The organism is Pseudomonas fitomaticsae (assembly GCF_021018765.1).
Lineage (GTDB): Bacteria > Pseudomonadota > Gammaproteobacteria > Pseudomonadales > Pseudomonadaceae > Aquipseudomonas > Aquipseudomonas fitomaticsae.
In genome coordinates, this window is the sequence record NZ_CP075567.1 from 3,595,052 (window position 1) to 3,618,093 (window position 23,042).

A 23,042-nucleotide genomic window follows, 5' to 3' on the forward strand; every position below is an offset into this window, starting at 1 on the left:
TACCCGGCTTTAAGGCTGACAATGCGACTGGCTTTCCCGACATTGATGTTCACTGCCGTGACCCTGCTGCTTGGGATCACCGGTGTGGACGCCGCACCGCAGCATGCGATGACCGTCTATGGCGAACCGGCAAAATACCCGCCCGGCTTCAGTCACTTCGATTACACCAACGTCCGGGCGCCCAAGGGCGGGACGATGCGCCGCTCGGCCATCGAGATCGGCCACTTCGATCATGTCCTGCCGTACATCGACAAAGGCATCGGCGTCAGCCAGATCGACGGTTTGCTGTACTCCCCGCTGGCCCAGCGCTCGCTCGACGAGCCCTACACCGTATACGGCCTCGTAGCGCAGAAAATGGAACGCTCGGATGACGGCCTGTCGTTGCGTTTCTTCATCAATCCCAAGGCCCGCTTCGCCGATGGCAAACCGATCACCGCCGAAGACGTGCGCTACACCTATGATTTGCTGATGACTCAGGGCAGCCTGCGTTATCGCACCCAGTTCGCCGACGTCAAAGGCGTCGAAGTGGAAGCCCCGCTCACCGTGCGCTTCGACTTCAAAAGCAACGAGAACCGCACCCTGCCGCTGGACATCTCGACCCTGCCGGTATTTCCCGAACATTGGTGGAAGACCCGTGATTTCGCCGGCGGTGGCGGCTATGAACCGCCGCTGGGCAGCGGCCCGTATCGGGTCGGCAAGGTCGACTCCGGGCGCAGCATCACCTTTGAACGCAATCCCGACTGGTGGGGCAAGGACCTGCCGGTCAGCCGTGGCCTGTACAACTTCGATCACTTCAGCATCGAGTACTTCGGCGACACCGACGTCGCCCGCCAGGTCTTGCGCGGCGGCGCCTATGACTACAACCGCGAATTCTCCGCCACCGGCTACTCCATCGGTTACGAGAGCCCGGCCCTGAGCGACGGCCGCCTGCAAAAGGCTCACCTGGCCACCGAAGCGCCGCAGTCGGCCCAGGGTTTCGTGTTCAACCTGCAAAAGCCGATGTTCCAGGATCGCCGCGTTCGCCAGGCACTGGCCATGCTCTGGGATTTCGAGTGGAGCAACCGGCAGATGATGCGCAACATGTACATCCGCCAGCAAAGTTACTTTTCCAACAGTGATCTGGCCGCCCGCCAACTGCCGGATGCCGCGGAGCTGAAGATTCTCGAACCCTTGCGCGGGCAAATTCCCGACGAGGTGTTCACCCAGGTCTTCGAAGCGCCGAAGACCGATGGCAGCGGCCTTATCCGCGACAAACAACTGCAAGCGCTGGCGCTGCTGGAACAGGCCGGCTGGAGACCCGATGGCGATCAATTGGTCAACGACCGTGGCGAGCCGTTGAGTTTCACTTTCCTGGTCAGCCAGAACGGCATGGACCGCCTGCTGCTGCCGTACAAGCGCACGCTGAAGCAGATCGGCATCAACCTCGACATCCGTCGCATCGACTCCTCGCAGTACGTCAATCGCCTGATGAGTCGTGACTACGACATGATCGTCACCGGTTACCCGGTCACCACCTCCCCCGGCGGCGAACTGTTGAACTACTTCGGTTCGGCGTCGGCCAACGATCCCGGCGCCAACAACTACATGGTGCTGAAGAACCCGGCAGTCGACACCCTGATCAACGGCCTGATCCGCGCCTCGACCCAGGCCGACATGCTGCGTTACGCCCATGCGCTGGACCGGGTGCTGCAATGGAACTACTACTGGATTCCCAACTATTACCCGCCGGGCACATCGACCGTGTGGTGGAACCGCTTCGGTATTCCCACCGTGCAGGCGAGCAATGACGAAGCGATCGAGAGCTGGTGGGAAATCAGCAGTACACCGCTGACCAACCAGCAGATGACGGCCGAGAAAATCAGCCGTGGCAGACCCGGAGGGCCGCACTGATGTGGGCTTACATACTGCGGCGCTTGCTGCTGATCATCCCGACGCTGGTGATCATTCTGCTGGTCAATTTCGTGATCATCCAGGCCGCGCCGGGTGGTCCGGTGGAACAGGCCATCGCCCACTTGCAGGGGATCGGCGGCGCCAGTGTCGGCGGCGGTGCCAGCGAGACCATGAGCGGCACGTCCCGCGCCAGCCGTGGCCTCGATCCGCAATTGATCAAGGACATCGAAAAACAGTACGGCTTCGACAAACCGGCCCATGAACGCCTGTGGCTGATGCTCAAGAACTACGCGCAACTGGATTTCGGCAAGAGCTTCTTCCGCGGCGCGACGGTTACCGACCTGATCCTGCAGAAAATGCCGGTGACCATTTCCCTCGGGCTGTGGGCGACGCTGATCACTTATCTGGTGTCGATCCCGCTGGGCATCCGCAAAGCCGTGCACCACGGCAGCCATTTCGATATCTGGAGCAGCACGGCGATCATCATCGGCTATGCCATGCCGGCATTCCTGTTCGCGATGTTCCTGATCGTGGTGTTCGCCGGCGGCACGTCGCTGAACTGGTTTCCGGTGCGCGGGCTGGTGTCCGACAATTTCGAATCCCTGTCGACGCTGGGCAAGATCACCGACTATTTCTGGCACCTGGTATTGCCGGTCACAGCGCTGGTGATCGGCGGTTTCGCCACCCTGACCATTCTCACCAAGAACTCGTTCCTCAATGAAATCACACGCCAATACGTGGTCACCGCACGCGCCAAAGGCCTGAGCGAAAACCGGGTGCTGTACGGGCACGTGTTCCGCAACGCGATGCTGCTGGTGGTGTCGGGCATTCCCCAGGCGTTCATCAGCGTGTTCTTCGCCGGCTCATTGCTGATCGAAGTGATCTTCTCCCTCGACGGCCTTGGGCGCATGAGTTACGAAGCGGCCGTGTCCCGTGATTATCCGGTGGTGTTCGGCTCGCTGTTCATCTTTACCCTGTTCGGCCTCCTGATAAAACTGATCGGCGACCTGTGCTACACGCTGGTCGACCCGCGCATCGACTTCGCCGCGAGGAACGCCTGATGCTCAAGCTCTCGCCTCTGGGCCGTCGCCGCTTCGAACGCTTCAAGAAAAACCGCCGGGGCTGGTGGTCGTTGTGGCTGTTCATTGGTCTGTTCGTAATCAGCCTTGGTGGCGAGTTGATCGCCAACGACAAACCTCTGATCGTCAGCTATCAGGGCCAGTGGTACTTCCCGGTGTTCAAGCGTCACACCGAACAGGAGTTCGGCGGGCAACTGCCGTTCCAGGCCGATTACCGCAGCGATTACGTGCAGAAGCTGATTCGCAAGGACGGTGGCTGGCTGCTGTTTCCGCCAATTCCGTTCAGTGACGACACCCCCAACTACGACCTCAACAAACCAGCACCGAGCCCACCGACTTCGGTCAACTGGCTGGGCACCGACGATCAGGCGCGCGACGTACTGGCTCGGGTGATTTTCGGCGCGCGGGTGTCGATCCTGTTCGCCCTGATGCTGACCTTCGTCAGCGCCCTGATCGGCATCGCGGCCGGCGCCCTGCAGGGCTATTACGGAGGCTGGGTCGATCTGCTCGGTCAGCGTTTGCTGGAAGTCTGGTCGGGGTTGCCGGTGCTTTATCTGCTGATCATCCTTTCGGGATTCGTCGAGCCGAACTTCTGGTGGCTGCTGGGGATCATGGCGCTGTTTTCCTGGCTGGCATTGGTGGACGTGGTGCGCGCCGAGTTCCTGCGCGGTCGCAACCTCGAGTACGTCAAGGCTGCGCGAGCTCTGGGCTTGAGCGATCGCAAAGTGATTGTCCGGCACATCCTGCCCAACGCGATGAACGCAACCCTGAGCTACCTGCCCTTCATTCTGACCGGGGCGATTTCGACCCTGACCGCGTTGGACTTCCTCGGCTTCGGCATGCCCGCCGGCAGCGCTTCACTGGGTGAGTTGATCGGTCAGGGCAAACAGAACCTGCAAGCGCCGTGGCTCGGGTTGACCGCGTTTTTCACCCTGGCGCTGATTCTTTCCCTGTTGGTATTCATCGGCGAAGCGTTACGCGATGCCTTTGACCCGCGCTCATGAACGGAACCTTGATATGACTGACAATCTGATCGAAATCCGTGATCTCAGCGTCGCCTTCCACGGCCATACTGTGGTGCGCAACCTGTGCCTGGACATCCGTCCCGGCGAGTGCCTGGCACTGGTCGGTGAGTCGGGCTCGGGCAAGTCGGTGACGGCCCATTCGATCCTGCAACTGCTGCCCGAATGCGATGCCCGGACCACCGGCAGCATCCGTTATCGTGGCCAGGAACTGGTCGGCGCCGATCCCAAGACCCTGCGCGATCTGCGGGGCAACCGCATCGCCATGATTTTCCAGGAGCCGATGACCTCGCTCAATCCGTTGCACACGATTGAAAAGCAGATCGGCGAAACCCTGCTGCTGCACCGTGGCCTCGGTGGCAAGGAAGCTCAGGCGCGGATCCTCGAACTGCTCGAACTGGTGGGCATCCAGAAACCGAAAGAACGGCTGAAGGCTTATCCGCATCAACTGTCCGGCGGCCAGCGCCAACGGGTGATGATCGCTATGGCCCTGGCCTGCGAACCTGAATTGCTGATCGCCGACGAGCCGACCACCGCCCTCGATGTGACCGTACAGCGCAAGATCCTGTTGCTGCTCAAGTCCCTGCAACGGCGCCTGGGCATGTCACTGCTGCTGATCAGCCATGACCTCAATCTGGTGCGCAGCATCGCCCAACGGGTGTGCGTGATGAAGGCCGGACAGATCGTCGAGCAGGCGCCGTGCGAAACCCTGTTCACCGAGCCGAAACACCCTTACAGCTGCGTGTTGCTCAACGCTGAACCGGAAGGCGAAGCGCTGCCCCGGGACGAACGGGAAAACGTGCTGGAGGTCGATGACCTGCGGGTTGATTTCACGGTCGGTGGCGGGCTGTTCCAGCGCAAGCAATACCTGCGCGCGGTGGACGGCATCAGCCTGAACATCCAGCGCGGCAAGACGCTGGGCATCGTCGGCGAGTCCGGTTCAGGCAAGTCCACTCTTGGCCAGGCGATCCTGCGGCTGCTCGACTCCAAGGGCAGCATTCGCTTCCAGGGCACGGCACTCGACGGCCTCGACCAGAAACAGATGCGGCCGTGGCGCCGGCAGATGCAGGTGGTGTTCCAGGATCCGTTCGGCAGCCTCAGCCCGCGCATGTCGGTGGCGCAGATCATCAGCGAAGGGCTGGAAGTGCATTGCCAGTCGACCGCCGACGAGTGCGACGATCAGGTGATCCGCGTGCTCAAGGAAGTCGGCCTCGACCCCGAAAGTCGCCATCGCTATCCCCATGAATTCTCCGGTGGTCAGCGCCAGCGTATTGCCATCGCCCGGGCTCTGGTGCTCAAACCGGCGCTGATCCTGCTCGACGAGCCGACTTCGGCACTGGATCGCACCGTGCAGAAGCAGGTGGTCGCCCTGCTCCGCCAGCTTCAGGAAAAACATGGCCTGACGTATCTGTTCATCAGTCACGACCTCGCTGTGGTGCGGGCGCTGGCCCACGACATGATCGTGATCAAGGACGGCAAAGTGGTCGAACGCGGCGCCAGTCATGACGTGTTCGATTCACCGCAGCATCCCTATACCAAAGAGCTGTTGGCGGCGGCGCATCCGGGATAGGCATAATCGCGCCACCTGACTTCCGCCAATGGACGCCGCCATGAACACCACCGAAAGCCTCAAGGATTACCAACGGGTTCGCACCCTGGCGATCCGTTCGTTGTTCGAGATCATCGAGCAATCCAGTGAAGGCACGGTGATTGTCGACCGCGACGCGAACATCGTCTGGATGAACGAGCGCTACGCACGACGCTTCGGACTTGACTCAGCGGCCGGGGCCATCGGCAAGCCCTGTGAAAGCGTGATCCCCGGCAGCCTGCTGCGTGAGGTGGTGCGCACCGGGCGGCCGATTCTGCTGGACATGCAGGACACGCCGAAAGAGCCGCTGGTGGTAATGCGCCTGCCGATCCATGACGACGCCGGCGCGGTGATCGGCGCCATCGGTTTTGCCCTGTTCGACGAATTGCGCACGCTGTCGCCGATGCTCAAGCGCTACCTGAGCATGCAGGAAGAACTGGCCTCGACCCGTTCTTTGCTGCGCGCCCGGCAAACCAAATACAACTTCGCCCATTTCATCGGCACCAGCGCTGCCAGCCTGGAAGTCAAACGCCGTGCCCGTCGCAGCGCGAGCGCTGAGTCGCCGGTTCTGTTGCTGGGTGAAACAGGCAGCGGCAAGGAATTGCTGGCGCAGGCGATCCACGGCGCTTCGCCTCGGGCGCACAAGGCGTTCGTCAGCATCAACAGCGCGGCGATTCCCGAGGCGCTGCTTGAAGCCGAGTTCTTCGGCACCGCCCCCGGCGCCTTCACCGGTGCCGACCGCAAGGGCCGCACCGGCAAACTGCAGATCGCTCAGGGCGGGACGCTGTTTCTCGACGAGATCGGCGACATGCCGCTGCCACTGCAAAGCAAATTGCTGCGGGTACTTCAGGAGAAAGAGTTCGAACCTGTAGGCTCCAATGATGTAATCCAGAGCGATGTGCGGGTGATTGCCGCGACCTCGACGGATCTGGAGGCAGCGATCAAGCGCGGCGAGTTCCGCGCGGATTTGTATTACCGCCTCAACGTGCTTCCGATTCAGGTGCCGCCGCTGCGGGAACGGCTGGATGATCTGCCGGCGCTCAGTGAGGCGATTCTGGAGGAGTTGCGCAGTCAGCATGAGTTGAACCGCGAAGCGCTGGAGTTGCTGGGTCAGCATGCCTGGCCGGGGAATATCCGCGAGCTGCGCAACGTGCTGGAGCGAGCGGCATTGCTCAGTGATGACTTGATGCTGACGGCGGATGACATTCGGGCGGCGATTGGCACGTTTACACCGGTTGAGCGAGCGCTGACACCTCTGTCACAACCGGCAACCCAAGAGACCTTCAGTCAGGCTCGCGAGCGGTTTGACCGGCAGTTGATTCAATCAACCCTCGCGCAATGCGGGGGCAAGGTGATCGAGGCCGCTGAGCGGCTGGGACTTGGGCGTTCGACGTTGTACAAGAAGATGATTGCGCTCGGGATCGCAGAGTCTCAATAGAGAGACATCATTCTCCATAGAGAGACAACATCAAAAGCTTCGCGGGCAAGCCCGCTCCCACGGGGGAATGCATTCAAATGTGGGAGCGGGCTTGCCCGCGAAAGCGCCTTCCGATTCACAGAAGTCTCAAAATAGAGACAAAATCTATAAAACCACCGCTAAAACTCAAACTAATTCCTTTTATTTCAACAACTTAACCCTCTGGCACAGATCTCGCTATAGCCCTTCCCACACCCGTTCCACCCACAAAAATAACAATCGAAGGAGCACACCATGAGTGTGATCATCGCCTTGGCAGCCCTCGCGCTGCTGATGCTCGCGGCCTACCGTGGCTACAGCGTTATCCTTTTTGCCCCGATCGCCGCCCTCGGCGCCGTCCTGTTCACCGACCCGTCCGCCGTCGCCCCCGCTTTCACCGGGGTGTTCATGGAAAAGATGGTCGGTTTCATCAAACTGTATTTCCCGGTGTTCCTGCTCGGTGCTGTGTTCGGCAAGCTGATCGAGCTGTCGGGTTTTTCGCGCTCGATCGTCGCGGCAGCGATTCGTCTGCTCGGCACCCGCCAGGCGATGCTCGTGATCGTGCTGGTCTGCGCCCTGCTCACCTACGGCGGTGTTTCGCTGTTCGTCGTGGTATTCGCGGTCTACCCGTTTGCAGCGGAAATGTTCCGCCAGAGCAACATCCCCAAGCGCCTGATTCCGGCGACCATCGCCCTCGGTGCATTCTCCTTCACCATGGACGCCCTGCCCGGCACGCCGCAGATCCAGAACATCATCCCCAGCACCTTTTTCAACACCACGGCGTGGGCAGCGCCATGGCTGGGTGTGATCGGCACGATTTTCGTGTTCTGCGCCGGCATGCTGTTCCTGCAGCGCCAGCGCAACAAGGCTCAGCGCGCCGGTGAAGGCTACGGCACCGAACTGCGCAACGAACCGGAAACCGCCGAAGACCTGAAACTGCCGAACCCGTGGATTGCCCTCTCGCCGCTGCTGGCGGTGGGCATCATGAACCTGCTGTTCACCCAGTGGATTCCGCAGTGGTACGGCAAGACACACAGCCTCGCGCTGCCGGGCATGGCCGCGCCGGTCACTACTGAAATTGCCAAACTCACGGCGATCTGGGCGGTGCAGGCAGCATTATTGGTGGGCATCCTGATGGTGCTGGCATTCGGTTTCAAAGCAATCAAAAGCAAGCTCGCCGAAGGCAGCAAAAGCGCAGTCAGCGGTGCACTGCTGGCGGCGATGAATACTGCGTCGGAATACGGTTTCGGTGCGGTCATCGCCTCGTTGCCAGGTTTCCTGGTGCTGGCCGACTGGCTCAAAAGCATTCCCAATCCGCTGGTCAACGAAGCGATCACCGTGACCCTGCTGGCCGGTATCACCGGTTCCGCTTCGGGCGGCATGAGCATCGCGCTGGCAGCGATGTCCGAACAATTCATCAGCGCCGCCCACGCCGCCAACATTCCACTGGAGGTGCTGCACCGAGTGGCCGCGATGGCCAGCGGCGGCATGGACACCCTGCCGCACAACGGCGCGGTGATCACCCTGCTCGCCGTCACCGGCCTGACTCACCGTGAGGCCTACAAGGACATTTTCTGTATTACGCTGATCAAGACCCTGGCGGTTTTCGTGGTGATCGGCACTTTCTACGCCACTGGCATTGTGTGAGGTATTGATGACGACTCTTTCTGGCAAGACCGCACTGGTTACGGGCTCCACCAGCGGCATCGGGCTGGGCATCGCCCTGACGCTGGCCAAGGCCGGCGCCAACCTGATCCTCAACGGCTTTGGCGATGCTTCGAAGGTGATCGCCGAAGTCGAACAGTTCGGCGGCAAGGTCGGCCATCACCCGGCGGACGTCAGCGACCCGGCGCAGATCGCCGACATGATCGCCTACGCCGAGCGCGAGTTCGGCGGCGTGGACATTCTGGTCAACAACGCCGGCATCCAGCACGTCGCGGCCGTTGAAGAATTTCCGGTGGAGCGCTGGGATTCGATCATCGCGATCAACCTGTCCTCGGTGTTTCACAGCACTCGCCTGAGTTTGCCGGGCATGCGCGCCAAGGGTTGGGGGCGGATCGTCAACATCGCTTCGGTGCACGGTCTGGTCGGTTCCACCGGCAAAGCCGCGTATGTGGCGGCCAAGCATGGGGTGATCGGCCTGACCAAGGTGGTCGGCCTGGAAACCGCCGCCAGCAACGTCACCTGCAACGCCATCTGCCCGGGCTGGGTGCTGACGCCACTGGTGCAAAAGCAGATCGATGATCGCGCGGCCAAGGGCGTCGACCCGCAGCAGGCGCAACACGATCTGCTGGCCGAGAAACAGCCGTCGCTGGAGTTCGTCACCCCGGCGCATCTGGGTGAACTGGTGCTGTTTCTGTGCAGCGAGGCCGGCAGCCAGGTGCGTGGCGCCGCGTGGAATATCGATGGCGGGTGGCTGGCGCAGTAAGCTTGCAACTGATCGCTCCCACGCTGTCGTGGGAGCCTTCTGACCAACAATAAGAGGCAAACCATGTCCGACATTCTCTGGCAGCCCGATGCCAAACGCATTGCCCGGTCCCGCATGGACGGTTTTCGGCGCTTCATCATTCAGCGTCACCATCTGCACCTCGACGACTACCCGGCCCTGCACCAATGGTCCATCGGCCAGCGCGAAGCGTTCTGGCAGGCGATCGTTGATTTCTTCGGCATCAGTTTTCACACCCAGCCCGACGCGGTTCTGCGCGAAGGCTTGAAGATGCCTGGCGCCGAATGGTTTCCCGGCGCCACCCTGAATTTCGCTGAACACCTGCTGAGTCGCCGCGACGATGCCATCGCTGTGATCGCTATCGGGGAAAACGGCCAGCGTGAACTGCTGACCTGGGCCGAACTGGCCCAACAGGTCGCCGGGTTCCAGGCCAGCCTGCAAGCGGCCGGCGTCGTGGTCGGCGACCGGGTCGCGGCCTGCATGCCCAACACCTGGCAAACCCTGGTGGCGATGCTCGCGACTACCAGCCTCGGCGCAATCTGGTCGTGCTCATCACCGGACTTCGGCACCCACGGCGTGATCGACCGTTTCGGCCAGATCGAACCGAAAGTGCTGATTACCTGCGCCGGTTACCGTTACGCCGGCAAAGAGATCGACCAGACCGTCAAGATCAACGAAATCCTCGAACAGCTGCCGTCTCTGCAACAGCTGATCATCGTCCCTTATGCACGCCCCCACGCCCATGCCACGGATTACCGGACGCCCGCCAACGTCACGCTGTGGGACGACTTCTATGAACCCGGCGATGAGCCGCAGTTCGTCCCGGTGCCGTTCGATCATCCGCTGTACGTGCTGTATTCCAGCGGCACCACCGGCGTGCCGAAGTGCATCGTTCACAGCACCGGCGGCGTGTTGTTGCAACACGTCAAGGAGCACGGGCTGCATGTCGACCTGGGCCCCGGCGACCGTTTGTTCTACTACACCACTTGTGGCTGGATGATGTGGAACTGGCTGGTCTCGGCGCTGGCGGTCGGCAGCGCGGTGGTGCTGTATGACGGCTCACCGTTTTATCCGGACAACGAGCGGTTGCTGGAGCTGCTCGACGACGAGCAAGTCAGCGTGTTCGGCACCAGCCCGAAATTCCTCGCGACCCTGGAAGGCAGCGGCATCAAACCGCGCGAAAGCTACGACTTGAGCCATCTGAAGACCCTGCTCTGCACCGGCTCCGCGCTGTCGCCCCAGAGTTATGACTTCGTTTATCGCGACTTCAAACCGGACGTGTGCCTGTCCTCGATGTCCGGCGGTACGGACATCGTGTCCTGCTTCGTCAATGGCAACCCGATGTCAGCGGTACGCCGGGGCGAGATCATGGGCAAGAGCCTGGCCATGGCGGTGGAAGTGTGGAATGACGCCGGGCAACCGGTCGTTGGCGAAAAAGGCGAACTGGTGTGTACCCGGCCATTCCCGGCGATGCCCATCGGACTCTGGAACGATCCCGACGGCGAGAAGCTGCGCAAATCCTATTTCAGCCAGTTCCCCGGCGTCTGGGCCCAGGGTGACTACGCCGAGCAACTGCCCCACGGCGGAATGCTGATCCACGGCCGCTCCGACGCCGTGCTCAACCCCGGCGGCGTGCGCATCGGCACGGCGGAAATCTACCGGCAGGTTGAAAAAGTCCCGCAAGTGCTGGACAGCGTGGCCATCGGCCAACAGTGGCTGGACGACGTGCGGGTGGTGCTGTTCGTGCGCCTCAAGGACGGCGTAGCGCTGGATGAGGCGCTGCAACAGCAGATTCGCCAGGTGATCCGCGCCAACACCACACCGCGCCATGTACCGGCGAAGATCGTCGCGGTCACCGACATTCCGCGCACCATCAGCGGCAAAGTGGTGGAGCTGGCCGTGCGCAATGTGGTGCACGGTGAACCGGTGAAAAACACCGATGCACTGGCCAATCCGCAAGCGCTTGAGCAGTTTCGCAATCGGGTCGAACTTCGCGACTGACGCCTGTCAGTCCATCAGTCCCCACTCGCCGGTCGAGGGCGGTGGGGACGGCATGGTATCGGCGTGCAGCTTCAGACGCAGGCGCAGGTTGTTGACAGAATCTGCGTTTTTCAGGGCCTCGTCTTCATCGATCACCCCTTCTGCCACCAACGCAAACAGTGCACCGTCGAAGGTCTGCATGCCCAATTCCGCCGATTTATCCATGATGGTTTTCAGCTCGCCAAAGTCATTGCGCCGGATCAGGTCGGCAATCGTCGGAGTACCGAGCATCACCTCGGCGGCGGCCCGTCGCTGACCGTCCCGGGTTCGTACCAGACGCTGGGAGACGAACGCCTTGAGGTGATTGCCCAAGGCATGCAATAGCTGCGGCCGGCGCTCTTCGGGGAAGAAATTGATGATCCGGTCCAGCGCCTGATTGGCGTTGTTGGCGTGCAACGTCGACAGCACCAGATGCCCGGTTTCGGCGAAGGCCAGCGCATGCTCCATGGTCTCGCGGTCACGGATTTCGCCGATCAGCACCACGTCCGGAGCCTGGCGCAGGGTGTTTTTCAGTGCGGCGTGAAAGCTGCGGGTATCGACCCCGACTTCGCGCTGGTTGATGATCGATTTCTTGTGGCGATGGATGTATTCCACCGGGTCTTCGATGGTGATGATGTGCCCGCTGCTATGGCGATTGCGATGGTCGATCAGCGCCGCCAGCGACGTGGACTTGCCCGAATCGGTGGCGCCGACGAACAGGATCAGGCCTTGCTTGAGCATCACCGATTCGAGCAATACCGACGGCAGTTTCAGGTCTTCGAATCGCGGAATGTCGAGTTTGACGTTACGGATCACGATCGACACGTCGTTGCGCTGTTTGAAGATGTTGACCCGGAAGCGCCCGATGCCGGTGCGGGAAATCGCCAGGTTCATTTCCAGATCCCGGTCGAACTCCCGGCGCTGCTCGGCGTCCATCAGGGAGGCGGCGACAGTTGCCACTTCGCCGGGTTTGAACGGCTGATCGCTCAGCGGCGTCAGCACCCCGTCGAACCGCGCACTGGGCGGCGCGCCCGTGGACAGGAACAGATCCGAACCGTGGCGGCTCGCCAGTTGTTTGAGTAGTGCGTCGATTTCCATGGCCAAAAGCACCTGCGAAGCTTTCAATGAACTAAAGACCGTGCGTCGTGACGCGACGGGCCTTACAGCGTCTACCGCACTAGGATAGTAGACGCCGCCTCACCGACCGACGCCCAGGATTGATGTGATGAACGCTGTACCGAACACCAACGACGCCCAGGCATTGATTGCCCGCACCGACTGGAGTCGCAGCCCGCTGGGCGCCTCCGGCACCTGGCCACAGAGCCTGCGCACCGCGGTGGACATCGTGATTCACTCGCCGATGCCGATGCTGCTGTTGTGGGGCCCGCAGCTCACCCAGATCTACAACGACGGCTTCGCGCTGCTCGCAGGGAGCAAGCATCCGCACGCTTTCGGACAACCGGCGCACCAGATATGGCCGGAACTTCGAGACTTTACCGACCCGATTTACAGCGCGGTCCTACAAGGCCAGGTGCGAACCTACAGCGAACGGCGCTTCACCCTGCAACGGGACGGCCAGGATTCCGACTTCTGGCTGGACCTGACCTACAGCCCGATCCGCGACGAAAGCGCGCAAGTGGCGGGCATTCTGGTCACCGCCATCGAAACCAACGAACGCCGGCGCATCGCCCTGGAACTGCAGCAGCGCTCCGAAGACAGCCTCAAGGCCCAGCGCGAAAGCGAAGAACGCCTGCAACTGGCGCTGGCAGCCACCGATGCGGTCGGCACCTGGGATTGGGACATCGGCGAAGACCGCTTCATCGCCGATGCGCATTTCGCCCAGTTGCACGGTGTCGATCCGGCCCTGGCCGGTCAGCTGCCGATCAGCGAATACCTGCACGGCGTGCACCCCGAAGACCGCGCGCTGATTGCCCGCAGCATCAAGCACTGCATCACCCACGGCACCGAATACGCCGAGGAATACCGCCTGCTGCAAGCCAATGGCGAGCTGCGCTGGGTGTTTGCCCGCGGGCGCTGCTACAAGGACCATCATGGCCGGCCGATGCGCTTTCTCGGTGCCGCGCTGGACCTGACCGAGCGCAAGCACACGGAGCAGGCACTGCGTCAAAGTCAGACCGAGCTGCAACTGATCATCAACGCCATGCCGATCCTGATCAGCTATGTCGACCATGAGGAACGCTTTCGCCTGAACAACGCCGCGTACCTCGACTGGTACGGGCTCACGCCGCAAGAGCTGTACGGTCGCACGATCCGCGAGGTCATCGGAGAAGAGGCCTATTTCCTGCGGGCGCCTTACATTGCCGAAGCCCTGGCCGGCCGCCCCTGCTCGTTCAGCCTGTACACGCCACACCGCGACGGCAGCCAGAGGCATGCCTTGATGAACTACTTGCCGCGCCACGGCGCGGACGGTGCGGTGAACGGTTTCTACATCTTCGTGATCGACGAGACCGAACGCAAAAAGACCGAAGAAGCTCTGCGCAACCTCAATGAAACCCTTGAGGAACGTGTCAGTGCGCGCACCGAACAACTGGCCCAGGCCAACCAGCGTTTGCAGAATGAGATGTTCGAACGCGAGCGCGCCGAGGACGCCCTGCGCCACGCGCAAAAAATGGAAGCGGTCGGCCAGCTCACCGGCGGCATCGCCCATGACTTCAACAACATGCTGACCGGCATCATCGGCAGCCTCGACCTGATGCAGCGCTACATCGCCAGTGGCCGCGCCGATGAAATCGGCCGCTTTACCGACGCGGCGGTGTCCTCGGCCAACCGCGCGGCGGCGCTGACCCATCGTCTGCTGGCGTTCTCCCGGCGCCAGTCGCTGGATCGCAAGACCCTCGACGTCAACGAGCTGATCCACTCGCTGGAAGACCTGATTCGCCGCACCAAGGGTGATCCGATCGAGCTCAAGTTGCGCCTTGCCGACAACCTATGGTCGGTCAGCACCGATGTCAGCCAACTGGAAAACGCCCTGCTCAACCTCGTGATCAACGCCCGCGACGCCATGCCGGACGGCGGTGAACTGCTGATCGAAACCGCCAACGTCTACCTCGACGGCAACGACATCACCACCCTCGAACCGGTCAAGGCCGGAGACTATCTGATGCTCGCGGTGAGCGACAACGGTACCGGCATGACGCCTTCGGTACGTTCGAAGGCGTTCGATCCGTTCTTTACCACCAAACCGATTGGCCAGGGCACTGGACTCGGGTTGTCGATGATTTATGGCTTTGCCCAACAATCGGGCGGGCACGTCAGCCTCGACAGCCTGCCGGGTCAGGGCACCTGCGTGCGCCTGTACTTGCCGCGTTTGTATGCACTGGAACCGGAGCGGCCGGTCATCGAAACGGTCACCGAGGCCCCCGCTGTCGCCACCGGCGAAACCGTGGTGGTGGTCGAGGACGATCCGGCGGTGCGCATGCTGGTCATGGACCTGCTCAAGGAGCTGGGTTATCGCGCCCATGAAGCCGAGGACGCCAAGGGCGCCCTGCCATTGCTCGAATCGGATCTGCGGGTTGACCTGCTGGTGACCGACGTCGGCCTGCCGGGCATGAACGGTCGGCAAATGGCGGAGATCGCCCGCCAGCACCGTCCGGGGCTCAAAGTGTTGTTCATGACCGGTTACGCGCAGAAAGCCGCCGAGCGTCAGGGCTTCCTCGAGGACGGCATGGACATGGTCGCCAAGCCGTTTTCCATCGAACAGCTGGCCGGCAAGATCCGCACGATGATCAGCCAAAACCCGTGACTTGAGGCATAATCCGCGCCCCGCCGTCACCCCGCTACAGGTATTGCACGATGAAAGCCCAAGCCCGCCACATTCTGGTGAAAACCGCCGAAGAGGCTGAAAAACTCAAACAACGCATCGCCAACGGTGAAGCGTTCGATGTGCTGGCGAAGAAATTTTCGACCTGCCCGTCCGGCAAGCGCGGCGGCGATCTGGGTGAAGTGCGGCCGGGGCAGATGGTCGGCGCGATCGACGCGGTGATCTTCAAGAAACCGTTGCGCACCGTGCACGGGCCGATCAAGAGCAAATTTGGGTATCACCTGGTGCAGGTGTTTTACCGCGACTGAGTGATTGGCTTCAGGGCCTCTTCGCGGGCAAGTCGAATCGTCGCACCGCCGCTCCCACAAGGTTCTGCTGTGTGGCATCGATAGCATTCACAACAGTCATCCCTGTGGGAGCGGGCTTGCCCGCGAACCGATTGCGCAGCAATCGGCCATTCACCGATTACTTCGGAATCAGAGCTCCGGGTACTTGAATAACCTGGCTCGCTAACAGATGGCCGGCCTGCGCCGCTTCCGTCGGGCTCCCTCCAAGCAAGCGACTCGCCAGATACGCCGCACTGAACGAATCTCCCGCCGCCGTGGTGTCCACCACCTTCTTGACCTTCTGCGCCGGGACTTCGAACGCTTCCCCGTCGCAACGGATCAGACAGGCTTCAGACCCGCGCTTGAGCACCACTTCCGGCGTGCCGATCTGCGCGTACGCTTCAAACACCGCATCACAGTCCTCGAAATGGAACAGCGCCTGCTCGTCGTCCACCGTCAGCAACGCCAGATCGACATGGGGCAACACGCTGCGATAGGCCGCCCGCGCCTCCTCCACTGAAGCCCACAGGCGTGGCCGGTAGTTGTTGTCGAAGACGATTCGCGCATCACGCTGACGGGCTTCGATCAAGGTCTCGATCAGTTTTTCCCGCCCCTGCGCACCGAGTACCGCCAGCGTGATACCGCTGAAATACAGCGCGTCGTAATCGGGCAGCGCCGCCAGAATCGGCGCGGCCGCCGGCGTGGTGAAGCAGTCGCGAACGGCGGCTTCGTTGCGCCAGTAAAGGAAACGGCGCTCCCCGGCAGCGTCGGTCTGGATGCAATACAAACCAGGCAGACGACCGGGCAAACGCTGGACCAGATCCAGACCAATGCCTTCGTCGGCCCAGATGCGGCACATCGCGTCACTGAAGCTGTCGTCACCCAGCGCCGTGACGTAATCGACCTGCGCCTTGTCGCCCATGGCGCGGGACAAATAGACCGCCGTGTTCAGCGTGTCACCACCAAAGCTCTGTTGCAGGCTGCCGTCGGCACGTTGCTGGAGTTCGATCATGCATTCGCCGATCAGCGCGATGCGCGGGGTGTTCGGACCCAATGGACTGAGCGTGTTCATCAGAAGCAGGTTTCCATGGTTTCGATCACCGACAGCTGCTCGTCAACCAGCAGGCCCACGCGCCATTTGTCGAAGGTCAGGCATGGGTGCGAAGTGCCAAAGGAAATGATGTCGCCGACGCGCAATTCCACGCCCGGCGCCACGGTCATGAACGCGTGCTGGTCCATCACCGCCGTCACCTTGCAGGCGCCGACATCGTCGCCCACCGCTGGCAGCACACCGGCCTTGTAACGCAGCAACGGCACCGGCATCCCGGCATCGAACGCCACGTCACGCTTGCCCAGGGCAATCACCGCAAAACCCGGCTCCGGCATCGACTGCACGTGCGCCCAGACTTCCAGCGCCGGACGCAGGCCTTCGTGCAGGTCGCTGCGACGGTCGAGCACGCAGCACTGCGCTTCTTTATAGATGCCGTGGTCGTGGGCAACGTAACTGCCGGGACGCAGCATGCTGAGGAAACGCCCGCCGGCGTTCTGCGCTTCGAACGATTCGGCGATCAGGTCGTACCACGCCGAACCCGACGCGGTGATGATCGGCTTGGCGATGGCGAACGCGCCGCTGTCCTGCAACTGCACCGCCAGGCGTACCAGCGAGGCGGCGAATTCACGGATGCCGCTGACGGCGTGATCGCCATGGATCACGCCTTCGTAACCTTCGATGCCGGTCAGGGCCAGCGCCGGTTGCGCGCCGATGGCCTTGGCCAGCTCGATGACTTCCTGCTCGCTACGGCAACCGCAACGGCCGCCGACCACGCCGTACTCGATCATCACGTTCAGGCGTACACCGCGCGACGCGAAGTAGGCGCCCAGATCGGCGACGTTGTCCGGGTGATCGACCATGCAATAGAAATCGAAGCCGGAATCGGCCGCCAACAGATCGGCAATCAGCGCCATGTTCGGGGTGCCGACCAGTTGGTTGGCCATCAACACCCGGCGCACGCCGTGGGCGTAAGCAGCTCGGGTCTGGGTGGCGCTGGCCAGGGTGATGCCCCACGCGCCGGCGTCGAGCTGACGACGAAACAGCGCCGGGGTCATGCTGGTCTTGCCGTGGGGCGCGAGTTCGGCGCCGCTGTCGCTGACGAATGTCTGCATCCAGCGGATGTTGTGTTCGAGCGCTTCGCGGTGCAGCACCAGCGCCGGCAGGCTGATGTCACGCACCAGTTGCGCGCCGACGGCGGCATCGCCCTTTTCCACGGCAGCAGTGTTGTTGGCAGTCGTCATGGTCGAACTCCTCACAGTCGCGCCCGCTGGCAGGCGCGGTTATTCGTTGATTCGCCGGGCGAGGCTGTTGGCGCTCTCGATCAAGACCCGGCGATAGTCGTTGTAATTGGTCTTGGCATCGGCGCGCGGGGCGACGATGCACAGGGTGCAGATGGCAACGCCCTGAGGGTCTTTGACCGGGGCGGCGAAGCAATGGGTGAAGGTGTCGGCGACGCTGTCGAAGGAGAAGAAGCCGTCGATGCCGGCCTGACGGATTTCCGCCAGAAACGTCTCCATCGGCAGGCGTTCGCCACCTGGCAAAATGAAGTCGTCGGGGTCGATCAGGTCGCTGATCTGCTGGTCACTCAAGTGCGCCAGCAGCAGGCGCCCGGACGCGGTCCACGGGATCGGCGCGTTCTCGCCGATATCGGAAGAAATGCGGAAATGCCGCTCGCCCTCCTTCATCAGCGCCACCGTGTATTTGCGCCCGTTGAGCAGGCACATCTGCGCGGTTTCCCGGGTCTGGCTGACGATCTCCTGCAAGGCGTGATCGGCCTCGCGACTGAGGTCGAAATGCCGCAAGTGCGCCTGGCCGAGGAAGTACAGCTGACGACCGAGGTAGACATGACCGTCCTTGCCCACCGGCTCCAGAATTCGCCGTTCGAGCAACGAGGCCACCAGTTCGTAGACCGTGGATTTCGGGCTGCCGATGCCGTTGGCGATGTCGTTCGGGCGCAGGGGCTGGCCGATCTCCTTGAGGAAATCGAGGATATCGAACGCCCGGTCCAGACCGCGTGCCCGGCGCTTGATGGTATCTTCGGTCATTTCAGTGGTTCCCATTCAAAGTGCCGGGAGTTTATCGCGAAAGATCGTTCCCACGCTCTGCGCGGGAACGGTCGATACTCAAGCCTTCTTCTTGTACGCAATGCAGTCGATCTCGACCTTGCAGTCGACCATCATGCTCGCCTGCACGCAGGCCCGGGCCGGTGCGTGTTCGGGCTTGAAGTACTCGCCGAAGACCTTGTTGAAACTGCTGAAATCCCGCGGATCGTCCAGCCACACGCCGGCGCGTACCACGTCTTCCAGGCCATAACCGGCCTCTTCGAGAATCGCGATCAGGTTCTTCATGGTCTGGTGCGTCTGCTCGACGATGCCGCCCACAATGATCTCGCCATCCACCGCCGGCACCTGCCCGGAAACGTGCAGCCAGCCATCGGCTTCAACGGCGCGGGCGAATGGACGAGGCTGGCCGCCAGCGGCGGTGCTGCCGGTGCCGTAACGAGTAATGCTCATGGGTGTTTCTCCTGATTGAAAAAGTGAAAAGTCAGAACCGCGTGCTTTTGAGAAATTCCGCCAGCCGCGGCGATCGAGGGCGCTCGAACAGTTCCTTGGGAGGCCCCTGCTCTTCGATGCGCCCCTGATTCATGAAAACGATCTTGTCCGAGACCTCGAACGCAAAACGCATTTCGTGGGTCACCAGCAACATGGTCATGCCATCCTCGGCCAGGCCCTTGATCACGTTCAGCACTTCGCCGACCAGTTCCGGGTCGAGGGCCGAGGTGACTTCGTCGAACAGCATCAGGCTCGGGTTCATCGCAATCGCCCGGGCAATCGCCACGCGCTGCTGCTGACCGCCGGACAACTGGCCGGGAAAGTGATTGCGCCGCTCCAGCAGGCCGACCCGTTCCAGCCATTTCTCGGCCAGGACCACGGCTTCGTCCTTGTGCATCTTTTTGACTTTCAGCAAGCCGAGCGTGACGTTCTGCAGCGCGGTGAGGTGCGGGAACAGGTTGAATTGCTGGAACGCCATGCCGGTCATCGCCCGATGGCGCGCGATGATTTTTTCCGGGTGACGCACGCGCTTGCCGTTGAGTTCGTCATAGCCGATGGATTCGCCGTCGAGCAGGATCTGCCCGCCCTGGAATTCCTCCAGCATGTTCACGCAACGCAACAGCGTGGTCTTGCCCGAGCCGCTGGAGCCGATCAGTGTCACCACGTTGCCGCGCTGCATGCTCAGGTCGACGCCCTTGAGCACTTCGACCGCGCCGTATTGTTTGTGCAGGCCACGGATGTCCAGCAGGGGCTGACCGTTCTTGACGTTGGAAACTTGAGCTTGATTCATGGCAGGGCCACCCGCTTTTCAATGTGCCGGCCGAGTAATTCGATGCCGTAGTTGATGACGAAGAACAGAAAACCGGCGAACAGGTAAAACTCCAGGGTCATGAACGTCCGCGCGATGATCTGCTGGGTGCTGAGCAACAGCTCAGCCACGCCGATCACCGACAGCAAGGTCGAGGCCTTGACGATTTCCGTGGACGAGTTGACCCAGGTCGGCAGGATCTGCCGCAGCGCCTGAGGCAACAGCACGTAACCGAGGGACTGATAGAACGTCAGGCCGATGGCCTTGCCGGCTTCCATCTGTCCGCGTGGCAACGCTTGCAACGCACCGCGCACGATCTCGGCCACGTGGGAGCCGCAAAACAGCGTCAGCCCGAGTGCACCGGCCTGAAACGCACTGATCTGCCAACCGAGCGCCGGCGCCATGTAAAAGCACGCCAGCACCAGCACGAACACCGGCGTGCCGCGAATCAGATCGACATAAAAGCGGAACGGCGCGCGCATCCAGAACTTGCCGTAAGTCAGCACCAGACCGGCGAATACGCCGATAAACGTGCCGAACAGAATCGCCAGCGCCGACACCTGCACGCTGGTCAGAAAGCCTTGCCACAAGGCTTCGCGGGCAATCCACAACTCATGCAACCAACTGGGGGATTCGTACATCGCAGCCTCCTATCGGCGAATTGCCAGACGCTGCTCCAGGTAACGCAGCAGCATGGCAATGAGGTAACAGGCCGCGACATACAACGCCGTGGTCACCAGCCAGGTTTCGATCACCCGGTAGCTTTCGACGTTGATCTTGCGCGCGTAATAGGTCAGCTCCGGCACCGCGATCGCGGCGGCCAGCGAGGTGTCCTTGAACAGCGAAATGAAGTTGTTCGACAGCGCCGGCAGCACGTTGCGCAACATCACCGGCACGGTGACGTAGGCTTTCACCTGCCACTCGCCCAGACCAATGGCCAGCCCCGCTTCACGCTGGCCCTTGGGGATGCTCAACAAACCACCGCGGAACACTTCGGTCAGGTACGCCCCGGCATACAGCGACAGGGTGATGATGAACGACGGGATCTTGTCCAGCCGGATCCCCAGACTCGGCAACGCAAAGTAGATCAATAGAATCAACACCAGAATCGGCGTGTTACGGATCACCGTCACATACACCGATGCCAGCACCCGCAAGGCGCGATGCCTGGACAGCAAGGCAAACGCCATCAGCAGGCCGATCACGCAGCCGATGGCGATCGACACCAGCGCCAGTTCGAGGCCCAGACCGAGCCCCGCCAGCAAGGTGTCGAAATCGCGCCACACGGCGGCAAAGTTCAACTGATAGTTCATGGTCGGCAGTACCTTGAGCGGGGCGCATCAAGGCGCCCCACTCTCACGGGATCATTTGAATTCGACAGGGAAACCGATGGCCGGCGATGGCAGATCCACGCCGAACCACTGCTTGAACGACGCGGCGTAGGTCGGGAACTCCACGCCGGTCATGGCTTCATGCAGGGCGGTGTTGACGAAGTTCAGCCAGTCCTGATCGCCACGTTTGACGGCGCAGGCGTAGGTCTGCGGGCTCCAGGCGTATGTCGGGCTGCGATAGCGGCCAGGGTTCTGCACCATCAGGTATTTGACCGAGGACTGGTCGGTGGCGGCGGCATCGGCGCGGCCGGAGTTCACCGCCTGATACATCAGATCAACGCTGTCGTACTGATCGACCTTGGCCTTGGGCAGCGCCTGATGCACCAGCTCTTCGGCGTACACGTTCTGCAACACGGCGACGGTCACGCCGTCGCCACCGGCCTGCAGGTCTTCGATTTCCTTGTACTTGCTGTTGTTCGGCAGCAGCAGGCCGACGCCTTCGCGGTAGTACGGCAGGGTGAACGCCACCTGCTGCGCGCGGCTGGCGGTGACGGTGATGAACTGGCAGCTCATGTCGACCTTGTCGGTCAGCAGGTTGGGAATCCGCGCATCGGACGACTGCACCACGAACTCGACCTTGCTCGGGTCGTTGAACAGACCTTTGGCCACCATCCGGGCGATATCGATATCAAAGCCCTGCAACTTGCCGTCCGCGCCCTGGAAGTGCCACGGCGCATTGGTGCTGCCGGTCCCCACAATCAGTTTTCCACGGGCCAGCACGCTGTCGAGCTTGCTGTCGGCCGCCTGGGCCATACCCATGACAGCGGACGAAGCCGCGAGAACAAAAACACACGCTTTGAACAAGGAAGGTCGGCGATGCATGGCAAGCACTCCAGAGGATTGTTTATTCCGCTATAACGGAACTTGGTTTGTTACTACGGAATAGACAGCAGAAAGTGTGCCACAGGATTCGGGGGGAATCTGCAACGGATCGAAATTTGTTTTGAATCAAAGAGATGGATGTAACCCGTGGATCGGTGTAACCAAAAGTAATTCCGCGCCTCGCTACTTTGCGCCACACATGGCGGGTAGCCGGGCCACATCCTGGTGCGCGATGCACGATTGGGCGCGGGCTGCACCTGTCAACTCTGACAGTTGCGGCAACGGTCGCAGCGCCCCTAACGTCGCACTGTCCAGCACATCGAATAAAGGAGGCTCCAATGACGATACCGACTCGATATTCAGCGTTGCCCCCGACGTACCGGAAAGTCTTGAAAGCCAGGCGTCTTGTCGTCCTGTATTTCTTCAACGAGCACTGCGGTGCCTGCGTGTCTTCCGGCCCCGTTTTTCTCGAGATTGCCAAACCCTTTCGGCCCTGGATGGATATCTTCATGCTCGATACCGCACAGTGTTGTCGGCATCCGGATGTCACGGGGACGCCAACGGTGTTGTTCTACAAGGAAGGTGTTCTGATCAAACACCTGAAAGGCATTGGTTCGGAAGAATCCCTCCTGCAAGACTTCACCCAACACCTCGGCAAAACCAGACACTTCGCTGCACCGCGCAAACTGCCCCATGACATGAACTGGCTTCGCCACACCCTCAGCACCCTCTGCACCATCCCCCGCGCAAAACGATGGAACTTTTCCTGAAAGTGCCACCTAAGAGCCATCAGGTAATGGCACCGTCGTTC

Annotated in this window: 20 protein-coding genes; 11 read left to right on the forward strand and 9 right to left on the reverse strand. The window is 61.6% G+C overall.

Annotated features, from left to right (window positions below):
- Positions 1 to 21: 21 nt before the first annotated feature.
- From KJY40_RS16110 to KJY40_RS16145, 8 genes are all read left to right on the forward strand, one after another.
- Positions 22 to 1,890: an extracellular solute-binding protein gene (locus tag KJY40_RS16110; RefSeq protein WP_230731129.1), complete on the forward strand. Its 1,869-nt coding sequence runs from the start codon at positions 22 to 24 to the stop codon at positions 1,888 to 1,890.
- Positions 1,890 to 2,951 (forward strand): microcin C ABC transporter permease YejB, encoded by a 1,062-nt coding sequence (locus tag KJY40_RS16115; RefSeq protein WP_007952064.1) that lies wholly within the window; start codon positions 1,890 to 1,892, stop codon positions 2,949 to 2,951. The genes KJY40_RS16110 and KJY40_RS16115 overlap by 1 nt, the downstream gene beginning before the upstream one ends.
- A complete protein-coding gene (locus KJY40_RS16120) occupies positions 2,951 to 3,973 on the forward strand; it encodes an ABC transporter permease (protein ID WP_230731131.1) in 1,023 nt (340 codons plus the stop codon). Before KJY40_RS16115 ends, KJY40_RS16120 begins: the two co-directional genes overlap by 1 nt.
- 13 nt (positions 3,974 to 3,986) lie before the next feature.
- Entirely contained in the window at positions 3,987 to 5,561 is a 1,575-nt protein-coding gene (locus tag KJY40_RS16125; protein WP_230731133.1) for an ABC transporter ATP-binding protein, read from the forward strand.
- Between the two features lie 40 nt (positions 5,562 to 5,601).
- Positions 5,602 to 7,017, forward strand: coding sequence for a sigma-54 interaction domain-containing protein (locus tag KJY40_RS16130; protein WP_230731135.1), 1,416 nt, complete (start codon positions 5,602 to 5,604; stop codon positions 7,015 to 7,017).
- 273 nt (positions 7,018 to 7,290) lie between these two features.
- Positions 7,291 to 8,682 (forward strand): GntP family permease, encoded by a 1,392-nt coding sequence (locus tag KJY40_RS16135; RefSeq protein ID WP_230731137.1) that lies wholly within the window; start codon positions 7,291 to 7,293, stop codon positions 8,680 to 8,682.
- A 7-nt stretch (positions 8,683 to 8,689) separates the two neighbouring features.
- Complete coding sequence (gene hbdH, locus KJY40_RS16140) at positions 8,690 to 9,463, forward strand: 3-hydroxybutyrate dehydrogenase (RefSeq protein WP_007952053.1); 774 nt, start codon at positions 8,690 to 8,692, stop codon at positions 9,461 to 9,463.
- Between the two features lie 63 nt (positions 9,464 to 9,526).
- Positions 9,527 to 11,482 (forward strand): acetoacetate--CoA ligase, encoded by a 1,956-nt coding sequence (locus KJY40_RS16145; protein WP_230731139.1) that lies wholly within the window; start codon positions 9,527 to 9,529, stop codon positions 11,480 to 11,482.
- Positions 11,483 to 11,488: 6 nt separating this feature from the next.
- On the opposite strand, the gene KJY40_RS16150 is transcribed toward KJY40_RS16145, so the two are convergent.
- A complete protein-coding gene (locus tag KJY40_RS16150) occupies positions 11,489 to 12,598 on the reverse strand; it encodes a PilT/PilU family type 4a pilus ATPase (RefSeq protein WP_230731142.1) in 1,110 nt (369 codons plus the stop codon).
- A gap of 127 nt (positions 12,599 to 12,725) precedes the next feature.
- On the opposite strand from KJY40_RS16150, the gene KJY40_RS16155 reads away from it, so the two are divergent.
- Both KJY40_RS16155 and KJY40_RS16160 read left to right on the forward strand, forming a co-directional pair.
- The gene (locus KJY40_RS16155) at positions 12,726 to 15,263 is read left to right on the forward strand and encodes a PAS domain-containing hybrid sensor histidine kinase/response regulator (RefSeq protein ID WP_230731143.1); all 2,538 of its coding nucleotides are present in this window, start codon (positions 12,726 to 12,728) and stop codon (positions 15,261 to 15,263) included.
- A 50-nt stretch (positions 15,264 to 15,313) separates the two neighbouring features.
- A complete protein-coding gene (locus KJY40_RS16160) occupies positions 15,314 to 15,589 on the forward strand; it encodes a peptidylprolyl isomerase (RefSeq protein WP_007952044.1) in 276 nt (91 codons plus the stop codon).
- A 157-nt stretch (positions 15,590 to 15,746) separates the two neighbouring features.
- Here the strand turns inward: KJY40_RS16160 and KJY40_RS16165 are convergent, their stop codons facing one another.
- From KJY40_RS16165 to KJY40_RS16200, 8 genes are all read right to left on the reverse strand, one after another.
- Complete coding sequence (locus KJY40_RS16165) at positions 15,747 to 16,679, reverse strand: sugar kinase (protein WP_230731145.1); 933 nt, start codon at positions 16,677 to 16,679, stop codon at positions 15,747 to 15,749.
- The gene (locus KJY40_RS16170; RefSeq protein ID WP_230731147.1) at positions 16,679 to 17,899 is read right to left on the reverse strand and encodes an amino acid deaminase; all 1,221 of its coding nucleotides are present in this window, start codon (positions 17,897 to 17,899) and stop codon (positions 16,679 to 16,681) included. Before KJY40_RS16170 ends, KJY40_RS16165 begins: the two co-directional genes overlap by 1 nt.
- A gap of 39 nt (positions 17,900 to 17,938) precedes the next feature.
- On the reverse strand, positions 17,939 to 18,703 hold the full coding sequence (locus tag KJY40_RS16175; protein WP_085745508.1) for an IclR family transcriptional regulator: 765 nt from the start codon (positions 18,701 to 18,703) through the stop codon (positions 17,939 to 17,941).
- A gap of 78 nt (positions 18,704 to 18,781) precedes the next feature.
- Complete coding sequence (locus KJY40_RS16180; protein ID WP_007912330.1) at positions 18,782 to 19,171, reverse strand: RidA family protein; 390 nt, start codon at positions 19,169 to 19,171, stop codon at positions 18,782 to 18,784.
- Between the two features lie 31 nt (positions 19,172 to 19,202).
- The gene (locus KJY40_RS16185) at positions 19,203 to 20,000 is read right to left on the reverse strand and encodes an amino acid ABC transporter ATP-binding protein (RefSeq protein ID WP_230731149.1); all 798 of its coding nucleotides are present in this window, start codon (positions 19,998 to 20,000) and stop codon (positions 19,203 to 19,205) included.
- On the reverse strand, positions 19,997 to 20,659 hold the full coding sequence (locus KJY40_RS16190) for an amino acid ABC transporter permease (protein WP_102686074.1): 663 nt from the start codon (positions 20,657 to 20,659) through the stop codon (positions 19,997 to 19,999). The genes KJY40_RS16185 and KJY40_RS16190 overlap by 4 nt, the downstream gene beginning before the upstream one ends.
- Positions 20,660 to 20,668: 9 nt before the next feature.
- Complete coding sequence (locus KJY40_RS16195; protein WP_007960243.1) at positions 20,669 to 21,331, reverse strand: amino acid ABC transporter permease; 663 nt, start codon at positions 21,329 to 21,331, stop codon at positions 20,669 to 20,671.
- A 51-nt stretch (positions 21,332 to 21,382) separates the two neighbouring features.
- Positions 21,383 to 22,231 carry a transporter substrate-binding domain-containing protein gene (locus tag KJY40_RS16200; protein WP_007960245.1) on the reverse strand — a complete coding sequence of 283 codons (849 nt, stop codon included), beginning with the start codon at positions 22,229 to 22,231 and terminating at the stop codon, positions 21,383 to 21,385.
- A gap of 338 nt (positions 22,232 to 22,569) precedes the next feature.
- On the opposite strand from KJY40_RS16200, the gene KJY40_RS16205 reads away from it, so the two are divergent.
- The gene (locus KJY40_RS16205) at positions 22,570 to 23,001 is read left to right on the forward strand and encodes a thioredoxin family protein (protein ID WP_230731151.1); all 432 of its coding nucleotides are present in this window, start codon (positions 22,570 to 22,572) and stop codon (positions 22,999 to 23,001) included.
- Positions 23,002 to 23,042: the final 41 nt, after the last annotated feature.